Origin of the sequence: Pseudomonas sp. SMSB3 (genome assembly GCF_052041965.1) — a bacterium.
Taxonomy (GTDB): Bacteria; Pseudomonadota; Gammaproteobacteria; order Pseudomonadales; family Pseudomonadaceae; genus Aquipseudomonas.
In genome coordinates this window covers 1-18,137 of sequence record NZ_JBKGGV010000010.1, presented here as the reverse complement: position 1 = coordinate 18,137, position 18,137 = coordinate 1, and the positions used below count along the sequence as shown (strand labels likewise).

At 62.7% G+C, this 18,137-nt stretch carries 11 protein-coding genes and 1 pseudogene; 2 read left to right on the top strand and 10 right to left on the bottom strand.

Going from position 1 to position 18,137, the window contains the following annotated elements:
- Nucleotides 1-80: 80 nt before the first annotated feature.
- Nucleotides 81-1,889, bottom strand: a complete 1,809-nt coding sequence (gene msbA, locus ACLEJW_RS16765; RefSeq protein ID WP_440777957.1) for a lipid A export permease/ATP-binding protein MsbA — start codon at nt 1,887-1,889, stop codon at nt 81-83.
- 312 nt (nt 1,890-2,201) lie between these two features.
- Nucleotides 2,202-2,558, bottom strand: a pseudogene (locus tag ACLEJW_RS16760) (O-antigen ligase family protein); the annotation flags it as partial.
- 628 nt (nt 2,559-3,186) lie between these two features.
- On the opposite strand from ACLEJW_RS16760, the gene ACLEJW_RS16755 reads away from it, so the two are divergent.
- Nucleotides 3,187-3,792: a toluene tolerance protein gene (locus ACLEJW_RS16755; protein ID WP_313301647.1), complete on the top strand. Its 606-nt coding sequence runs from the start codon at nt 3,187-3,189 to the stop codon at nt 3,790-3,792.
- A 2-nt stretch (nt 3,793-3,794) separates the two neighbouring features.
- Here ACLEJW_RS16755 and ACLEJW_RS16750 read toward each other — a convergent pair whose 3' ends face one another.
- The 8 genes from ACLEJW_RS16750 to putP form a co-directional block, all read right to left on the bottom strand.
- Complete coding sequence (locus tag ACLEJW_RS16750) at nt 3,795-4,886, bottom strand: glycosyltransferase (protein WP_313458670.1); 1,092 nt, start codon at nt 4,884-4,886, stop codon at nt 3,795-3,797.
- A gap of 4 nt (nt 4,887-4,890) precedes the next feature.
- Entirely contained in the window at nt 4,891-5,847 is a 957-nt protein-coding gene (locus tag ACLEJW_RS16745; protein ID WP_313301630.1) for a glycosyltransferase family protein, read from the bottom strand.
- A 37-nt stretch (nt 5,848-5,884) separates the two neighbouring features.
- On the bottom strand, nt 5,885-7,288 hold the full coding sequence (locus ACLEJW_RS16740; protein WP_440777956.1) for a PIG-L deacetylase family protein: 1,404 nt from the start codon (nt 7,286-7,288) through the stop codon (nt 5,885-5,887).
- Nucleotides 7,285-8,181, bottom strand: a complete 897-nt coding sequence (locus tag ACLEJW_RS16735) for an antimicrobial resistance protein Mig-14 (RefSeq protein ID WP_440777921.1) — start codon at nt 8,179-8,181, stop codon at nt 7,285-7,287. Before ACLEJW_RS16735 ends, ACLEJW_RS16740 begins: the two co-directional genes overlap by 4 nt.
- Nucleotides 8,181-9,311 carry a glycosyltransferase gene (locus ACLEJW_RS16730; RefSeq protein ID WP_313301635.1) on the bottom strand — a complete coding sequence of 377 codons (1,131 nt, stop codon included), beginning with the start codon at nt 9,309-9,311 and terminating at the stop codon, nt 8,181-8,183. The genes ACLEJW_RS16735 and ACLEJW_RS16730 overlap by 1 nt, the downstream gene beginning before the upstream one ends.
- Nucleotides 9,295-11,052 (bottom strand): carbamoyltransferase family protein, encoded by a 1,758-nt coding sequence (locus ACLEJW_RS16725; RefSeq protein WP_145189848.1) that lies wholly within the window; start codon nt 11,050-11,052, stop codon nt 9,295-9,297. Before ACLEJW_RS16725 ends, ACLEJW_RS16730 begins: the two co-directional genes overlap by 17 nt.
- A 117-nt stretch (nt 11,053-11,169) precedes the next feature.
- Nucleotides 11,170-12,006 carry a 23S rRNA (adenine(2030)-N(6))-methyltransferase RlmJ gene (locus ACLEJW_RS16720; RefSeq protein ID WP_313645456.1) on the bottom strand — a complete coding sequence of 279 codons (837 nt, stop codon included), beginning with the start codon at nt 12,004-12,006 and terminating at the stop codon, nt 11,170-11,172.
- Between the two features lie 150 nt (nt 12,007-12,156).
- Nucleotides 12,157-13,635 (bottom strand): sodium/proline symporter PutP, encoded by a 1,479-nt coding sequence (gene putP / locus ACLEJW_RS16715; protein ID WP_145189842.1) that lies wholly within the window; start codon nt 13,633-13,635, stop codon nt 12,157-12,159.
- 357 nt (nt 13,636-13,992) lie between these two features.
- Here putP and putA point away from each other — a divergent pair, with 357 nt between their 5' ends.
- Complete coding sequence (gene putA / locus ACLEJW_RS16710; protein WP_440777920.1) at nt 13,993-17,946, top strand: trifunctional transcriptional regulator/proline dehydrogenase/L-glutamate gamma-semialdehyde dehydrogenase; 3,954 nt, start codon at nt 13,993-13,995, stop codon at nt 17,944-17,946.
- Nucleotides 17,947-18,137: the final 191 nt, after the last annotated feature.

Genomic DNA, 18,137 nt, shown 5'->3' with positions numbered 1-18,137 from the left:
CAGGCAGCGGCTTTAAAGCCAGATACACCTTGAAAAAACCCGCTGACAATCGGGGCCTGCGCGGCCCCGAGCGAAGTCAGTCAGGTGATGTCGGCGTTGGCCGGCTCATCCAGGCCCATTGCGTGCAGGCGCGCATAATGGCCATTAGCCGCAAGCAACTCGCTGTGCGTGCCGCGCTCGACAAGACGCCCCTGGTCCATGACCAGGATCTGATCGGCCTTCTCGATGGTTGACAGCCGATGAGCGATCACCAACGTGGTGCGCCCCTGCATGACGTGGTCGAGGGCAGCCTGGATGTGCCGTTCGGACTCGGTATCCAAGGCCGAGGTGGCCTCATCGAGAATCAGCAGCGGCGCGTTCTTCAACAGCGCCCGGGCAATCGCAAGACGCTGGCGCTGGCCGCCGGACAGCAGCACGCCATTCTCGCCGACCTCGGTGTCGAAGCCGTTGGGCAGACGGTCGACGAATTCCTTGGCGTAGGCATCGGCCGCTGCCGCCTCGATATCAGCCCGTGGCGCCCCGGCCAGGTCGCCGTAGGCGATGTTATTGGCAACGGTGTCGTTGAACAGGGTGACATGCTGGGTCACCTGAGACACGTGGCGACGCAGGTTGCGCAGGCGGTAATCCTCGATCTCCACGCCGTCGAGCAGGATCTGCCCCTGGTCGTGGTGGTAGAAGCGCGGGATCAACGCCGCCAATGTCGATTTGCCGCTGCCCGAGCGGCCGACCAGGGCGATCATCTGTCCGGGCTCGGCAACGAAGCTGATGTCGCTCAGCACCTGGCGATCAGTGCCCGGGTAGGTGAAGCTCAGGTTGCGTACCTCGAGGCGGCCCTCGACGCGTGCTTTCTCGACCGTGCCGGAATCGACCTCGGGCGTTTCGTCGAGCTGCTCGAAGATGCTCTCGGCACCTGCGAGGCCTTTCTGAATGGTCGAGCTGACTTCCGAGAGTTGCCGAATGGGCTTGGGCAACAGGCCCGCTGCGGTGATGTAAGCCACCAGGTCACCGGCGGTGGAGTCGCCGCGAAGATAGAGCACCAGGAACATCAACGCGGCCATGGCGCTGTAGATCACCAGCTGCAGCAGCGGGGTATACAGCGCACCCGTCTTGGTCATGTTGAGTTGTTTGTTGGTGTTGCTCTGGCTGGCCTTGTCGAAGCGCTGCTGCTCGTACGCTTCGCCGCCGAAGCTGCGCACCACCCGGTAACCTTGGATAGTCTCGGATGCGACGTGCGTGACATCCCCCATCGCCGTCTGAATCTTCTTGCTCTGCTTGCGGAATTTCTTGCTCGCGACGCTGACCATCAACGCGATCACCGGCAGGATGGCGACCATCACCAACGTCAGGTGCCAGTTCATCCACAGCAGGTAACCGAACAGGAAAACCACGGTCAAGCCTTCGCGGATCACCACCTTGATCGCATCGGTGGCAGCGCCGGTGACCATGGTCACGTTGAAGGTGATCCGTGAAATCAAGTGGCCGGAGTTGTGGTTGTCGAAGTAGCGGTTGGGCAGCACCAGCAGCTTGTTGAACAACTGCACGCGCAGATCATGCACCAGCGACAGCGACACCTTGGCCAGGAAGTAGTTACCGAGGAACGAGCCCAGCCCCTGCCAGGCCGCGATCAGGATGATCAACAGCGGCACGGCCTGCAGCAGCTGCAGGTCGCGCAGATAGGGGATATTGGGGAACAGCACCGCCTGCGGATTGCTCAGCCCGTCGACGAAGTACTTGAGAATGCCGGCCAGCATCGGCTGAGTCGAGGCGAAGATCACGAAACCGACAATGCTCAGCAGGAAAATGCCGACATAGGGTTTCACATAGCTCAACAGCCGGAAGTAGATCTTCAGGCTGGAGCTGCGCTCCGCCGGTCGGGGTGTTTCGGACATCGTGGGTCTCACTGTTCGGGATGAACAGCGAATTTTATCACAGGCGTCATTTTCGGCACGTACCCAGGGCAACAACATGGCCAGGCCCACGGGCAACCAGCTGATGAACCACTCTGCACGCGGTGTTGCGGTCAGGCTGGCAGCATCGAACTGCATCGCCATGCTCGAGTAGACCCAAAGGCCAAGCAGAATCTTACCGAGCAGCAAGTGCCTCGAACGAAGAATTTCGAGCAGCGCGAACAGCCACACGCCAACCCACAGCAGCATGCCGGGCAGGCCCAGCTCCACCGCAACGTGGGTGAACATGTTGTGCGTATGGTCAAACGTCATGCCCAGTGCTGGAACAGTGACGTCGTAGTCCGCGCCGATGCCAAGGCCGGTCAGTGGGTGAGCGGCGACCATTCTCAAGGATTGCCAGAGAATCTCCGGACGAAAAGACGCGCCCCGCACCGTCAGCAGATCGTACATGCCATAGAAGGCCAATGCGGTGACAAGCAGCGCCCCCACGGCCAGCACCTGGCTGTGCTTGTCCCGCAGCCAGAAAGGCGCGAGCACTACGGTTATCACGAGTGCCAGAGCAGCACCGCGGCTCTGGCTAAGGATGACGAACGCGCCGAAGCAAGCTATGGCCGCCAGCCAGCCCAGCTGCAGGAGCCGACGGCCTGGCATCTGGTAAAGCAACAGCAAGGCGGCTGCCCCTACGACATAGGCGCCCAGAATGGGGTGCGAAATTTCACCAATGCCCTCAAGTCGTGAAAGCAGTGGATTGGCTTCAGTCCGGTAGAAATGATAGATGGAAATGAAGGCCGCGACCGCCAGCAAGCCACTGCCGATCTGCAAAAGGTGCCTGATTCGGGTCTCCCCGGCTTGGCCAAGAATGGGAAACGCCGCCAGGAAAATAAGGATGTACAACAGCCGCTTGGCTTCGCGCTTTATGTCCTCAGCAGGCGACCAGGCCAGGCTGATCCAGCCCCAGGCCATCAACAACAATACGCTGGTCCACAGGCCTGGCTGTCGCCGCCAGGCCTCGAGCAGTACATTTCGCGCCGACCATGCCAGCAGCAGGGTGGGCAACCACAGGAACGCGACCAGTCCTTGCTGATAGACCTTGTTGCTCGGGGCCAGGGCGATCGCCCCGAGGAACCAGATCAACCCAAGGCCTAACCAGGCTCGCGCCCAGTTTTGTTGATACGACATCCTTACTCCTGCTTAGTCTCAGACACCATAGATGGTGTTCAAGCGTTATTTTCGGCATTATTGCCGGTCATTTTTGTTCGCCAGACGAGAAGGCTCAACCATGCAATGCTCTCGGCTCAATCAGGTCGACTTCGATCAGCTGATACTCGGCGCCCAGATACTGGAGGCCGACAGCCATGGCGCCAAAGTCTACCTGCTTGGCGATGGTAATTTCCTTAAGGTATTTCGTAGGAAGCGTCTGATTTCATCTGCGTTGTTGCGCCCATACTCGCAACGATTTGTCGACAACGCCGCGCGGCTGGCGCAACTGGGTATACCGACCTTGCGCGTGATCAGCCAGTATAAACTGGATCAACCTGGCCGCACGGCGGTGTTGTATCGACCGCTGCCCGGCCGCACCTTGTTGCAGATGTCTCGGAACAACGACTTTAGCTGGGACAATTATTTACCGCGCTTGATCACGCTGATCAGCCAATTGCATAGAAATGGCGTGTATTTCCGGTCCCTGCATCTAGGTAACGTAGTAGTCACCCCAGACCAGCACCTGGGCCTGATCGATGTAGCGGACATGCGCTTTTTGCGCCCGCCCCTGTCTGCGCGCATGATCCGCCGTAATGTTCAGCACATGGTGCGCTACATCGAGCGGGAAAACCTGGGCGAGCAGTTCCCGCTGGGCAAGTTCGAAGCCGCCTTGCTGGCCCGCTGAATTCAACCGCGCAGCAGGCGCTGTGAGCCATCGCAGAATGCCTGCCATGCCGCATCAGGGGCCAGCGCCTGACGTTGCATGGCGGCCATTGCCTGGGCATTGGCGGAATCGCAACGGCCGATAGCCTGTGCCCACTGCGCCACACTCCCTACCGGCAAATAGTAACCGCCAGCCTGCAGTTGCTCGCGAAACACGGGCAGGTCGCTACACGCCACGGCGACGTCGGCGATGACGGCTTCCTGCACCACCAGCCCCAGGCCTTCAGCCCGCGACGGCACCATGAGCCAGTCGAACGCCCGGTACAGCTGCTGCAATTGGTCGTGATAGCCACACAGGTGCACCCGGCCGACCAGCCCCAATGCCTCAATGCGGGCTTGCAACCTGGCATAGAGCGGCCCCTCACCGACGATTGCCAGCTGAACCTCAGGTCGCGTCGAAGCACCTGCTGCAAATGCTTCGATCAACAGTTCGAAGCCCTTGCTTTCCACCAGCCGCCCTACCGCACCGAGCAGTAGCCTGCCGTCCTGCGGCAATTCGAGGACGGCGCGTGCCTGCTCGCGGCTGAGCAGCTCGCGGCGGAACACCTGTGGGTCGAACGCCACGCGCAAGGCTTGAACCGGGCGGCCAAGGTCGCTTTGCAGCGTGCAGGCCAAGGTCTGCGAGACCGCGGCAAGGCGCAGACGCTGCGCGGGCAAGCCCCTGAGCAGCAATTTGTCGGCACTGTTCAATTCGGTGCAGGCATGGAACAGCACGCTTGCCCGCAGCGTGGGCATCCGATGCAGCAGCGGTAGCACCAGGCGGGCTACGCCGATACCGTCGAGCAGCACGACATCGGCGTCGACGTCCTGCAATGCGCGCTGCATGCGCAGGCGCAGCCAGGGCCGCAACAGTCGCCACACAGGTTTGCTTTTGAGTGCACGTTGAGGCATGCGCCATTCACGCGTTGCACACTGTCCATGGCGTAGCTCGCCTTCACGCAAGAGCCAGTTGCTGATGGACGCGTCTGGCCCTGCATGGGTCAGCACCTGATGGTGCACGTTGTGGATGGAAATGTATGGCGAACCGCCGGCCCACATGATGTTGACGATATTCATGAATTCACACGCCTAGCTTCAACCGCAGGCGCTGCCAGGCAGACAAAGGCGGGTGAGGCCTGAGCGCCGGGCGCATGTGTTCGACGATGTTCTGCCCCACTGCGGCGAAACTGAATCGCGTGACCGCCAGTTCGCGCCCGTTGGCGGCGATCCGCGCGGCCAACGCTGGATCTTCGCGCAGGATGCGCAGTTTGCCGCGCAGTGTCGGGATGTCCCGGTAAAACACGACGTTGTGCATGTCTTCAAGCCCCAAGGCACGGTTTTCCTGCTCGCCTTGATCATACGCCAACAACACGCAGCCGCAGGCCATGGCTTCGAAGTTCTTGATCATGTACTCGCCCATGCCCACGTCGGCGCTGACGAAGAAGCGGATGCGGTTGAGCGTGTTGCAATAGTCTTCGCCTGACTTGGTTCGTGTCACCACCAGGTTCTCGAGCTGGCCTAGCTCGTCCAGCAAGGCCTTGCGCCCGCTGTAGGCCACGCTGTTGGTGCTGCCGACGAAGGCCAGCTCGATGTCCCGCTCGCGGCCCTGGTCAGTGAGCAGCTGCTCGTCATAGCCCTTGGGCACGAATACCGCATCGAAGCCTTCCTCGCGCAAGCGCTGGCTGACCGTGTAGCCAGAGCTGATCACCCGCGCCCAAGGCAGCTTGCGATAATGCGCGCTGAACTTGCCCGTGTACTTGCATGGGATGTAATTCTGGTAGGCGTCATGCTCGAGAATGACCAGGTTGGGCACCGTGCGAATGAATGCTGCCTGGCGAATCTCCTGCTTGAAGCGCAGGAAGAAGATGATCCGGTCGTAGCGCTCGGCCTGAACTTCGTCCTTGAAATAGCGGCGCAGGTTGCGCTGCTCGTCACTGCTCAACCAGCGCAGGTCGCATTCACAATTGGCCGCGACGCCGTCATACAGGCGATCGAGGATCGCGCGTTGTTCCTTCTGTACCAGGAATAGAACCTTCATTGCTTTCCTTGGGCGCTCGGCGCCATCGCGGTCCGGGTCACAGCTCACGGCGCCAGAACAGTTCATGACGACGTACCGCCTTGCGGAAGAATTCGTTTTCGCCATACGGCGATGCTCGGCGCCCAGCCAGCCAGCGCTGCAACAGCCGACGCAGGCGACGCTTGAACGGCATACGGGGCTGCAAGTCGTGCATCATGCCCAACGCCATCGCCTTGTCGCGCTGGGTTGCCAGGTCCAGCGGCAAGACACAGGGCGCCCAGGCCTGCTCGGCGCTCAATTGCGGCGGCAGGGCGACGCCATCGCCGCTGTCGCCCATGGGCCAGCGGTCGTTGTCATGCAGGTGATTGGCGTAGTACAACAGGGTCCGCGGCTGCCAGGCTAAACCCTGCAAAGCCTGCATGACCGCCGCCTGGGCACTCAGATGATCGGGATGTGGATCGAGTTGCGGGTGCGGCATGACCAGCACGTCGGGCTTGGCCATTTCCAGCAACGCGGCCAGATCGGCAAGCAGATTGCGCCAGGTCGGCGCGCCGTTGCTGTCGCCGGGCAGTGAGAAGGTATTGAACTGCCTGAACGGACGAATATCCTGCATGTCTGCCTCGCGCGAGGCGAACGGCTGATCAGGCGCAGCCTGCATGGCGGGCAATTGCAGGCAGAAGTAGCCCAGCTGTACGCAGCGTGACTCCGGTACGCCGGCCCAGCGCGGCACGACAACGCTGTCCCAGGCCCGCAGGCGACCTTTGAGGCGTGCCGCCTCGGCCTTGCCCAAGCCCATCTGCTGGTAATGCTCAGCCTCGATTTCGCCCGCGGTGAGCGTCACGATCCAGGCCACGTCCGCCTGGCTGTACAAACCGTAGGCAGCAAGCTCGGCATCGTCGGCATGGGGCGCGATCACCATGATTCGGCGGCGCTGCAACTCGACCCCAGGCGTTATCCACAACCGCGGCTTTCCCAGCAGGCGGCAATGACGCCCGCGCAGGCGCAAGGTGCCCGCCTGCAAAGCCGCTGCGAAACCCGTGAGGTTGAGAAAACGCAGCCCGTCCACGCCGCGCTCGAAGGTTTGCCGGTCGTTGTCGTCTGTGCATGTCAACTCGACACGAGGGTCGAGAAACCGGCCGAGCCAGCCACTTTTCACTCGCACTTCAAGCACCAGGGTTTCATCACCCTGGAGCGGCGAGTCGACAGTGAGCAGGCCATCGCGCAGTTCGACATCGGCCTCGCGGGTCAGCTCGCCAAAACGGTAGCGATAGTCCTCGCCCGGGGTGTAGAACAGATGATCGGCGAACCAGGCCTCATGCGCGATCCACAGCAGCGGCAGCAACAGCAGCGCCAGCCACCACCAGGTGAAGAGCGCCAGCACCAGTGATGCCAGGGCGCAGACGATCACGCCCAGGCGTTTGTTTCGCCGGTAGCGCTTGAGCAACTGCTGCTTGCGGCTCACGCCTGAAATACCGGTACGGGGTTGCACCAACGGTCCTTGTATTCACGATCGGCACGGCCGAATGAAAAGCGCAGCGGTTTGTTGCGCGCGCGCGCGTCTTCCCAGGCGGCCTGGGTATTGAGAAAACTCAACACGCTGCCGGGGCTGAACGCCTTGGTCTCGGGATCGACGCCGCCATTGATGTACTCGACGCTGACCCATTCCGGCGCTTCTACCCGGTACACCAATTGGATGGCAATGGCTTTGTCGTCGAGCAGCAGCACCGAGCCGATCAGCAATGACTGCAGGCGCGCCAACACATCGGCCATGCGCTCGGCGCCCGTGGCCGGGAAACCCCAGCGGCGGGCGAACAGATCGCAGTACATGGCGGCGATCTGCGGCGCGGTGAAATTACTGATCGGCCGTACCACGCCGCCGGCTTCTTCGAGCAAGCGTAACTCGCGGCGCTGGTTGTAGCGGAACTTCTTCGACAGCTCTTCAGGCGCACGGGCCATGGCCAGTTGCTCTTGCTGCGCCTTGAGGCCGTCGAAGCGTCCCTGGTTCAGCTGCGACAGGTAGCGCGCAGCATGGCGCAGTGGCGCCCCAGCGTCGGCTGCAGCTGGCAGGATGATCTCCGCGTTGCCGAGGTCGAACAGGGCCTTCTTGCCGGCGCGCTTGAGCACCTCCTTGGACAGCGCCAGGTGCCGCCCCCAGGTGGGAATGGCCGCTTGCAGTTCACCGGCGCGATACCAGCCCAAGTAGCGCACGGGAATCTGCGCAAGCTCGGCCAGCTGCTCGACCACCAGAGGGTGAGTGGCGACGCTGCCGCCAAAACGTGCCCACGCCGCCGCATAGGTCGGCGCATCGATGGCCTGCCAACCGCGTTCGCGAAAGGCCTGGAAATGATTGAGCATCAGCCTTTCTCCGTCAGCCCGCGCACCTGCGGCAGGCGCCAGAACATCTCGCGCACTGCCTGGTCGGAAAACCGCTCGCGCAGGCGCTGCAGCATCAACGCAGCGCACGTCGCGCGCTGTTGCTCATCAAGCTCGGCCATATGTGCAAGGGCCGCAGCCAACTGCCCGGCATCACCAAGCGCAAACAGCACACCGACCCCTTCGACCACCTCGCGCGCGCCGCCACAGGCGGTGGCCAGGACCGGCACCCCCGCGACCATGGCTTCGAGCAGGACCATGCCGAATGGCTCATGGTCCGAACTCAGGGCGAACACGTCGAACGCCTGGAAATAACGCCGGGCATCCGGCACCTGGCCAAGGAACAGCACGTGATCGGCGATGCCCAGCTGCGTCGCCAAGGCCTTGAGGCTGTCCTCCAACCGGCCCTTGCCGAGGATCGCCAGGCGGGCGCCGGCAGGCAGGTCTGGCAATGCCTGGGCGAAGCCGCGCAGCAAGGTGGCCTGGTCCTTGTCCGGGTGCAGGCGCCCGACATTGCCCACCACCCAGGCCTGGGCGTCCAGGCCCAAGGCCTGACGCGCCTCTGCACGCGGCACCAGCGCCGCTTGCAGGGCGTCGATGTCGATACGGTTGTAAAGCGTCTGGATGCGCTCGGCCGGCCACTGCGCAAGGCAGCGGCGCATGTCGTCGCGCACTGCGTCAGACACCCCGAGCAGGCTCAGGCGCTTGCGAAACAAGTTGGCGAACAGCCGCCGCCCCTTGCGCTGGTAATCACCGAAGGCATGGTGCACACCAATCACCGGCAAGCGCGTGGCGAGCAGGGCCACGTAGATCGGCTTGAAACGGTGGGCGATGCAGAAGCTGAAACGGCGTTCAGCGACAATCCGGCGCAGGGCGCGGATGGCACCGAGCTTGAGGCCGCGCACGGCCTTGGAGCTAAATTCGAGAAACAACACCTCGTCCGAAGCGCAGCCCGCCGCGACCTGCGGGTCGGCGGCGCCGGTGAGGAACACGGTAGTGACCTTGTAGCCGCTGCCCTGGAACAGACTGGCATATTGACGGGCGCAATCGAGGAATGGCCCGTCGTAACCATGGCAGAACTGCAGGACGCGCGCTTCAGAGCGGCTGGTCATAGGCGCTGGCGCCGTCCTTCACGACCAGGATGTCTTCCATGATCAGGTACTGCAGGTCGGAACCGAAGAACATGTTCAGTGCGTCGGTCGGCGAACAGATCATCGGCTCGCCACGGCGGTTGAGCGACGTGTTCAGCGACACGCCATTGCCGGTCAGGTCTTCCAGCGCCTTCATCATGTCGTAGTAGCGTGGGTTGTACTCGCGCTTGAGCACCTGAGCGCGGGAGGTGCCGTCCTCATGGACGACTTCCGGCACGCGGGTTTTCCACTCTTCTGCCACTTCGAACGTGAAGGTCATGAAGGGTGCGGGGTGATCGACCTTGATCATCTGTGGTGCGACAGTGTCCAGCATGGACGGGCAGAAGGGTCTCCAGCGCTCGCGGAACTTGATCTGCTCGTTGATGCGATTGGCCACGCCCGGCACGCTTGGGCAACCGATGATCGAACGACCGCCGAGGGCACGCGGGCCGAACTCCATACGCCCTTGGAACCAGGCCACCGGATTGCCGTCGACCATGATCTTGGCGATGCGCTGGGGCATGTCGTCGAGCTTGCGCCACTTCGGCGCGTGCGGGTGACGGGCGCAGGCGGCGATCACGTCTTCGTTGGAATAGGCAGGGCCAAGGTAGACGTGCTCCATCTTTTCCACCGGCACGCCACGGGCATGCGACACATAGGCTGCGGCGCCTACAGCGGTGCCGGCATCGCCGGAGGCCGGCTGCACGAACAGCTCCTTGACGTCAGGCCGGGCGATGATCTTCTGGTTGAGCTTGACGTTCAGCGCGCAGCCGCCAGCGAATGCCAGCTTGCCGGTTTCGCGCAGGGTGTCGCCCAGGTAGTGATCGATCATCTGCAGGGCGATCTTTTCGAACAACGCCTGCATGCTGGCTGCGTAATGAATGTACGGCTCGTCGGCGATGTCGCCTTCGCGCTTGGGCCCCAGCCACTCGATCAGCTTGGGCGAGAAGTAGAAGCCCTTGCCCTTCTCTTTATGACGGCGCAGGCCGATCACGTTGGCGTAGTCGGTGTTGATCACCAGCTCGCCGTTTTCGAAGCTGGCCAGGCGCGAGAAGTCATACTTGCTGGCGTCGCCGTACGGCGCCATACCCATGACCTTGAACTCGCCGTCGAGCATCTCGAAGCCGAGGAATTCGGTGATCGCGCCGTACAGACCGCCCAGCGAATCCGGGTCGAAGAACTCCTTGATCTTGTGGATCTTGCCGTTTTCGCCGTAGCCAAAGAAGGTGGTGGCGTACTCGCCCTTGCCGTCGATGCCGAGGATCGCGGTCTTTTCCTTGAAACCGGAGCAGTGGTACGCGCTCGAAGCGTGGGCCAGGTGGTGCTCGACCGGTTCGATCTTGATCTTCTTCGGGTCGAAGCCCAGTTGCTCCAGGCACCAGACGATCTTCTTGCGGTAGCGCTTGTAGCGGCGGTTGCCCATCAGGATGGCGTCGAGCGCACGGTCCGGGGCGTACCAGTAGCGCTTGGCGTAATGCCAGCGGGCCTTGCCGAACAGACTGATCGGGGCAAACGGAATGGCCACCACATCGACGTCGGAAGGCTTGATGCCGGCCTGCTCCAGACAGAACTTCGCCGACTCGTAGGGCATGCGGTTCTTTGCATGCTTGTCACGCACGAAGCGCTCTTCTTCGGCGGCGGCAATCAGCTTGCCGTCAATGTACAAGGCCGCGGAAGGGTCATGGCTAAGGGCGCCGGACAGGCCAAGGATCGTCAATGCCAAGGGATTAGCCTCTTCATTCGGTAGAGATGCGCCAGCGGCCTCATGGGCGGCTGGCGGCTAAAGGGCGGGATTATAACGCAAAGCGCAGTGTGCGCATGCCTCTGCGAGGGCTGCGGCCTACTCGGCGATCAGCCAGTCCATCCGGAAGCTACCGGCCGTCTGCGCCAGCTCCCTGGCCAGCCATGGCAGCAGCTCGCGCAACTCTTCTTCCAGCCCCCATGGCGGGTTGGCAATGGCCAGGCCGGAGCCGTTCAGGCCCTGCGGGCTGTCCTGATGATGCACATACAATTCGACCCGCAGCAGCTTCGGCGCGCCGGTGCTGGTGAGGTCCTGGTAGAAACGCGTGAGGGTGCGCTGATCCTTGATCGGGTACCAGATCGCCGCGACCGTCTGCCGCATGCGGCCGATCGCCTCTTTCATGGAGGTGGTGCAGCGCTTGAGTTCATCGGCTTGCTCGAACGGCGGGTCGATGAGCATGATCGCGCGCTTTTCCTGAACCGGCAGCAAGGCCCTGGGCACATGCCAGCCTTCGCCCAGGTGGACGATCACCCGTGGGTCTTTTTTCATGTTCTCCTTGAGCAGCGGCCCGTCTTCGGGGTGCTTCTCATTGAGCAGGGCGCGGTCCTGCTGACGCATCAGACGGCGGGCCAGCTCAGGCGAGCCTGGGTAGTAACGCAACTCGCCGTCGGCGTTCAGGCGCTTGATGATGCGCAGGTAGTCATCGGCCATGGGCGGCAGGTCATCGCGATTCCACAGACGTGCAACGCCTTCCAGGTATTCGCCGGTGCGGCTGGCCTGGTCGCCTTGCAGGTCATACAGACCCAGGCCTGCGTGTGTGTCGATATAGGCGAAAGGCTGTTCCTTGCGCGACATCAGGGCGATGAGGCGGGTCAGCACGATATGTTTGAGCACGTCGGCGTGGTTGCCGGCGTGGAAGGCGTGACGATAGTTCATGGCAACTCCTGCGAAGACGGCAAGTTTACCTTGCCTTGCAGGCGGAGTCAGGCCTGCCTGTCGATCTGCGCACGCCGGCCCTGCAGGGTCTGCACTGCTTGAAGGTCAGTGCAGGCCCTACGCCAGCCAGCCGGCGTGCTTCAGCGCGCGTTACTTCTCGGCGTGATACGCCGCATCAGCAGTTTCGAAGCGCTGCAACATGGCCTGCGATGGCTTGCCCAGCTTGCTTACCAGCACGATGGCGATGCTCGCCAGCAGGAAGCCTGGGATAATTTCGTACAGGCCCCAGACGTCGATCTGCTTCCACAGAATCACGGTCAGCGCACCGACCACGATGCCTGCCAGCGCGCCGTTGCGCGTCATGCCTTTCCACAGTACCGAAATCAGCACCACCGGGCCGAAGGCGGCGCCGAAGCCTGCCCACGCATAAGCCACCAGACCCAGCACGCGGTTTTCCGGATTGGCTGCCAGGGCGATGGCGATCAACGCCACGGCCAGCACCATCAAGCGACCGACCCAGACCAGCTCACGCTGCGAGGCACCCTTGCGCAGGAAGGCTTTGTAGAAGTCTTCGGTCAGTGCGCTGGAGCACACCAGCAGCTGGCAACTCAGGGTACTCATGACCGCCGCCAGGATGGCCGACAGCAGCACACCGGCGATCCATGGGTTGAACAGGATCTTGGCCAGTTCGATGAATACCCGCTCATGGTTTTCGCTGACCGGGCCTGCCAGCTCAGGATGTGCCGAGAAGTAGGCGATGCCGAAGAAGCCCACAGCGCAGGTGCCGGCCAGGCACAGGATCATCCAGGTCATCGAGATGCGACGCGCCTTGGCGATCGATTTCACCGAATCGGCGGCCATGAAGCGCGCCAGGATGTGCGGCTGGCCGAAGTAGCCCAGGCCCCAACCCATCAACGAAATGATGCCGATGAAGGTTGCGCCCTTGAGCATGTCGAAATTGGCCGGGTTCTGCGCTTCGATCGCCATGAAGGTGGTGTCGAAACCGCCAGTGGAGATCAGCACGATGATCGGCGTGAGGATCAGCGCGAAGATCATCAGCGAGGCCTGCACGGTGTCGGTCCAGCTGACCGCCAGGAAGCCACCGATGAAGGTATAGGCGATCGTCGCCGCAGCACCGGCCCACAGCGCGGTTTCATAAGACATGCCGAACGTGCTTTCGAACAGGCGGGCGCCCGCGACGATGCCCGAGGCACAGTAAATGGTGAAGAACACCAGGATCACCACGGCCGAAATGATGCGCAGCAGGCCGCTTTTGTCTTCGAAGCGGCTGGCGAAGTAATCCGGCAGGGTCAGCGCGTCGCCGTTGTGTTCGGTCTGTACGCGCAAGCGTCCGGCGACGAACAGCCAGTTAAGGTAGGCGCCGACGGTCAGGCCGATGGCGATCCAGGCCTCGGACAAGCCGGCAAAGTAGATGGCGCCTGGCAGGCCCATGAGCAGCCAGCCGCTCATGTCGGAGGCACCGGCAGAAAGCGCGGTGACGACGCTGCCAAGGCTGCGACCACCGAGAATGTAATCGGAAAGGTTTTTGGTGGAGCGATAGGCGGCGAAGCCGATCAGCACCATTGCCGCGATGTAGATCACGAAGGTGATCGTAAGTGGATTGCCCATGCGTGTGTCCTGGCGTTTGTTTTTATCTCATGCACAACCGCCTCGATGACGGTTGCACCCAGGCGGCGAATGCTATTCAACAACGCAAAGCCGGTGCAACCATTTTTCGTCGGCAAGTTGCACCTGTTAGGTGCTTTCCTGGAAAAAGTGGTTTTATGCGCCTAATCGGAGCAAAACCTGACCTTTTAATAAGAAAACGCACCGTAAAGCGGCGTTTTTAGTCTGTAGGAAAATATGTCAGACGAGTTGCACCTTTTCTTCGAAAAAATACGGTTGCACCTGGTTGCACCCAAAATCCGCTCCCGCTAATCTTGGCGCCAGCTTAAGCCACCACCGTGGCAATAATGAGGATAAGAAATGGCGACGACCACCCTTGGGGTCAAACTCGACGACCCTACCCGTGAGCGACTCAAAGCAGCTGCGCAGTCTATCGACCGCACGCCGCATTGGTTGATCAAGCAAGCGATCTTCAATTACCTGGAGAAGCTCGAGGGTGGCGCTACCCTGACCGAACTCAATGGCCAGGCCGGAACCGGCAGCGACGATGCCGGCGAGGTCCAACCCGATCATGCGCACCAGTGCTTCCTCGAATTCGCTGAAAGCATTTTGCCACAGTCGGTGCTGCGCTCGGCGATCACTGCCGCTTATCGCCGCCCCGAGCAAGAAGTGGTGCCGATGCTGCTCGAGCAGGCGCGCCTGAGCACCGCTCAGGCTGAGGCGACCAACAAGATGGCCGCCGGCATTGCCGAGAAACTGCGCAACCAGAAGAGCACCGGCGGCCGCGCTGGCATCGTCCAGGGCCTGCTGCAGGAGTTCTCCCTGTCGTCCCAGGAAGGCGTGGCCCTGATGTGCCTGGCCGAAGCCCTGCTGCGCATCCCCGACAAAGGCACCCGCGATGCGCTGATCCGCGACAAGATCAGCAACGGCAACTGGCATCCGCACCTGGGTAACAGCCCGTCGTTGTTCGTCAATGCCGCGACCTGGGGCCTGCTGCTGACCGGCAAGCTGGTCTCGACCCATAACGAAGCTGGGCTGACCTCCTCGCTTACCCGCATCATCGGCAAAAGCGGCGAGCCGATGATCCGCAAGGGCGTGGACATGGCCATGCGCCTGATGGGCGAGCAGTTCGTCACCGGTGAAACCATCGCCGAAGCCCTGGCCAATGCCACTCGCTTCGAGTCCAAGGGCTTCCGCTACTCCTACGACATGCTCGGCGAAGCTGCGCTGACCGAACACGACGCGCAGAAATACCTGGCGTCCTACGAGCAGGCCATCCATTCGATCGGCAAGGCATCCCATGGCCGCGGCATCTACGAAGGCCCAGGGATTTCCATCAAGCTCTCGGCGCTGCACCCACGCTACAGCCGCGCCCAGTACGAGCGGGTGATGGAAGAGCTGTACCCGCGCCTACTGTCGCTGACCCTGCTGGCCAAGCAGTACGACATCGGCTTGAACATCGATGCCGAAGAGGCAGACCGCCTGGAGCTGTCCCTCGACCTGCTCGAACGCCTGTGCTTCGAGCCGTCCCTGGCGGGCTGGAACGGTATCGGGTTCGTCATCCAGGCCTATCAGAAGCGCTGCCCGTATGTGATCGACTATGTGATCGACCTGGCCAAGCGCAGCCGTCATCGCCTGATGATTCGCCTGGTCAAGGGCGCTTACTGGGATAGCGAGATCAAGCGCGCCCAGGTCGAAGGCCTGGAAGGCTACCCGGTCTATACCCGCAAGGTGTACACCGACGTCTCCTATGTGGCGTGCGCCCGCAAGTTACTGGCAGTGCCGGAAGCCATCTACCCACAGTTCGCCACCCACAACGCCCATACGCTGTCGGCGATCTACCACATCGCCGGGCAGAACTACTATCCAGGTCAGTACGAGTTCCAGTGCCTGCACGGCATGGGCGAGCCGCTCTACGAGCAAGTGGTCGGCAAGGTCTCGGAAGGCAAGCTGAACCGTCCGTGCCGCGTGTATGCGCCGGTCGGCACCCACGAAACCCTGCTGGCCTACCTGGTGCGCCGCTTGCTGGAAAACGGCGCGAACACCTCGTTCGTCAACCGCATCGCCGACCACTCGATCTCGATCCAGGAACTGGTCGCCGATCCCGTCGCGAGCATCGAGCGCATGGGCACCCAGGAAGGCAGCATCGGCCTGCCACACCCGCGCATCCCGCTGCCGCGTGAACTGTATGGCAGCGACCGGGCCAACTCGGCCGGTATCGACATGGCCAACGAACATCGCCTGGCGTCGCTGTCGTGCGCCATGCTCGCCACCGCCCATAACGACTGGCGGGCCACCCCACTGCTGGCCTGCGCGGCCAGCGAGGGCGCCGCTGTAGCGGTACTGAACCCAGCCGATCACCGTGACGTGGTCGGTCATGTCCAGGAAGCGACGGTTGCCGACGTCGACAATGCCATCCAGTGCGCGCTAAACGCCGCGCCGATCTGGCAGGCCACGCCGCCTGCGGAACGCGCCGCCATCCTCGAGCGCACCGCCGACCTGATGGAGGCTGAGATCCAGCCGCTGATGGGCCTGCTGATCCGCGAAGCGGGCAAGACCTTCGCCAACGCCATCGCCGAAGTGCGTGAAGCGGTGGACTTCCTGCGCTACTACGCGGTGCAGGCGCGCAACGATTTCAGCAACGACGCCCACCGCCCGCTGGGCCCGGTGGTGTGCATCAGCCCGTGGAACTTCCCACTGGCGATCTTCACCGGCCAGGTGGCCGCTGCCCTGGCCGCTGGCAACCCGGTATTGGCCAAGCCGGCCGAACAGACCCCGCTGATCGCCGCGCAGGCCGTGCGCCTGCTGCTGGAAGCCGGCATCCCTGAAGGCGTGCTGCAACTGCTGCCAGGTCGCGGCGAAACCGTCGGTGCCGGGCTGGTCGGTGACGAGCGCGTCAAAGGCGTGATGTTCACCGGCTCCACCGAAGTCGCTCGCCTGCTGCAGCGCAACGTCGCGGGTCGCCTGGACAACCAGGGCCGGCCGATTCCGCTGATTGCCGAAACTGGCGGGCAGAACGCGATGATCGTCGACTCCTCGGCGCTCACCGAGCAGGTGGTCATCGACGTCGTGTCCTCGGCGTTCGACAGCGCCGGCCAGCGCTGCTCGGCGCTGCGCGTGCTGTGCCTGCAGGAAGACTCCGCCGACCGCGTGATCGAAATGCTCAAGGGCGCCATGGCTGAGAGCCGTTTGGGTTGCCCGGATCGTCTGGCCGTGGACATTGGCCCGGTCATCGACGCAGAAGCCAAGGCTGGTATCGAAAAACACATCCAAGGCATGCGCGAAAAAGGTCGCCCGGTGTACCAGGTGGCCATCGCCGATAGCGCCGAGATCAAGCGTGGCACCTTCGTGATGCCGACCCTGATCGAGCTGGAGAGCTTCGACGAGCTCAAACGCGAGATCTTCGGCCCGGTGCTGCACGTGGTGCGCTACAACCGCCGCAACCTGGACCAGCTGATCGAGCAGATCAACGCCTCCGGCTACGGCCTGACCCTCGGCGTGCACACCCGCATCGACGAGACCATCGCCAAGGTGGTGGAGAACGCCAACGCCGGCAACCTGTACGTCAACCGCAACATCGTTGGCGCAGTGGTGGGCGTGCAGCCATTCGGTGGTGAAGGCCTCTCCGGCACTGGCCCGAAAGCAGGCGGCCCGCTGTACCTGTACCGCCTGCTGTCGACCCGTCCGGCCGACGCGATTGGCCGCCACTTCCAGCAGCAAGACGGCGCAGGCCAGCCTGACCGTGCCCTGCACGAGCAACTGGTCAAACCGCTGCACAGCCTCAAGGCATGGGCCGAGAGCAACCAGCAGGCAGACCTGTCCGCCCTGTGCAGCCAATTCGCCAGCCAGTCGCAGAGCGGTATCGCCCGCCTGCTGCCTGGCCCGACCGGCGAGCGCAACAGCTACACCATCTTGCCGCGCGAGCACGTGCTGTGCCTGGCCGACAACGAAGCCGACCTGCTGGCGCAGTTCGCGGCGGTGCTGGCGGTAGGCAGCTCGGCGCTGTGGGCCGATGCCGAACCTGGCAAGGCCCTGCGCGCCCGCTTGCCGAAGGAGTTGCAGGCCAAGGTCAAGCTGGTAGGCGATTGGACCAAGGATGAAGTGGCCTTCGACGCCGTCATCCACCATGGCGACTCCGACCAGCTGCGTGCGGTCTGTCATCAGGTATCCAAGCGTGCCGGCGCCATCGTCGGTGTGCACGGCCTGTCCAGCGGTGACCACCAGATTGCCCTGGAGCGCCTGGTGATCGAGCGCGCGGTCAGCGTCAACACCGCTGCTGCGGGCGGCAATGCCAGCTTGATGACCATTGGCTGAGGCCGATGGTTGTGATGCGAAAGGAGAGCCTCGGCTCTCCTTTTTTATGGACGTATGATCTTACGACGCATCCACCATAGACTCCATCCCTTCATGACCTCCGAGGACACCAGCAATACTCCCCAGATCCAGTTATTGGCGCATGGCGCGATATTGCGTCGTACCACCTAAGCGGTCGCGCGCACCTGTCG

What these genes read in the sequence shown, in the direction of transcription:
- msbA (WP_440777957.1), bottom strand. Translation starts at nt 1,889, where the DNA reads ATGTCCGAAACACCCCGACCGGCGGAGCGCAGCTCCAGCCTGAAGATC.
- ACLEJW_RS16755 (WP_313301647.1), top strand. Translation starts at nt 3,187, where the DNA reads ATGCAATGCTCTCGGCTCAATCAGGTCGACTTCGATCAGCTGATACTC.
- ACLEJW_RS16750 (WP_313458670.1), bottom strand. Translation starts at nt 4,886, where the DNA reads ATGAATATCGTCAACATCATGTGGGCCGGCGGTTCGCCATACATTTCC.
- ACLEJW_RS16745 (WP_313301630.1), bottom strand. Translation starts at nt 5,847, where the DNA reads ATGAAGGTTCTATTCCTGGTACAGAAGGAACAACGCGCGATCCTCGAT.
- ACLEJW_RS16735 (WP_440777921.1), bottom strand. Translation starts at nt 8,181, where the DNA reads ATGCTCAATCATTTCCAGGCCTTTCGCGAACGCGGTTGGCAGGCCATC.
- ACLEJW_RS16730 (WP_313301635.1), bottom strand. Translation starts at nt 9,311, where the DNA reads ATGACCAGCCGCTCTGAAGCGCGCGTCCTGCAGTTCTGCCATGGTTAC.
- ACLEJW_RS16720 (WP_313645456.1), bottom strand. Translation starts at nt 12,006, where the DNA reads ATGAACTATCGTCACGCCTTCCACGCCGGCAACCACGCCGACGTGCTC.
- putP (WP_145189842.1), bottom strand. Translation starts at nt 13,635, where the DNA reads ATGGGCAATCCACTTACGATCACCTTCGTGATCTACATCGCGGCAATG.
- putA (WP_440777920.1), top strand. Translation starts at nt 13,993, where the DNA reads ATGGCGACGACCACCCTTGGGGTCAAACTCGACGACCCTACCCGTGAG.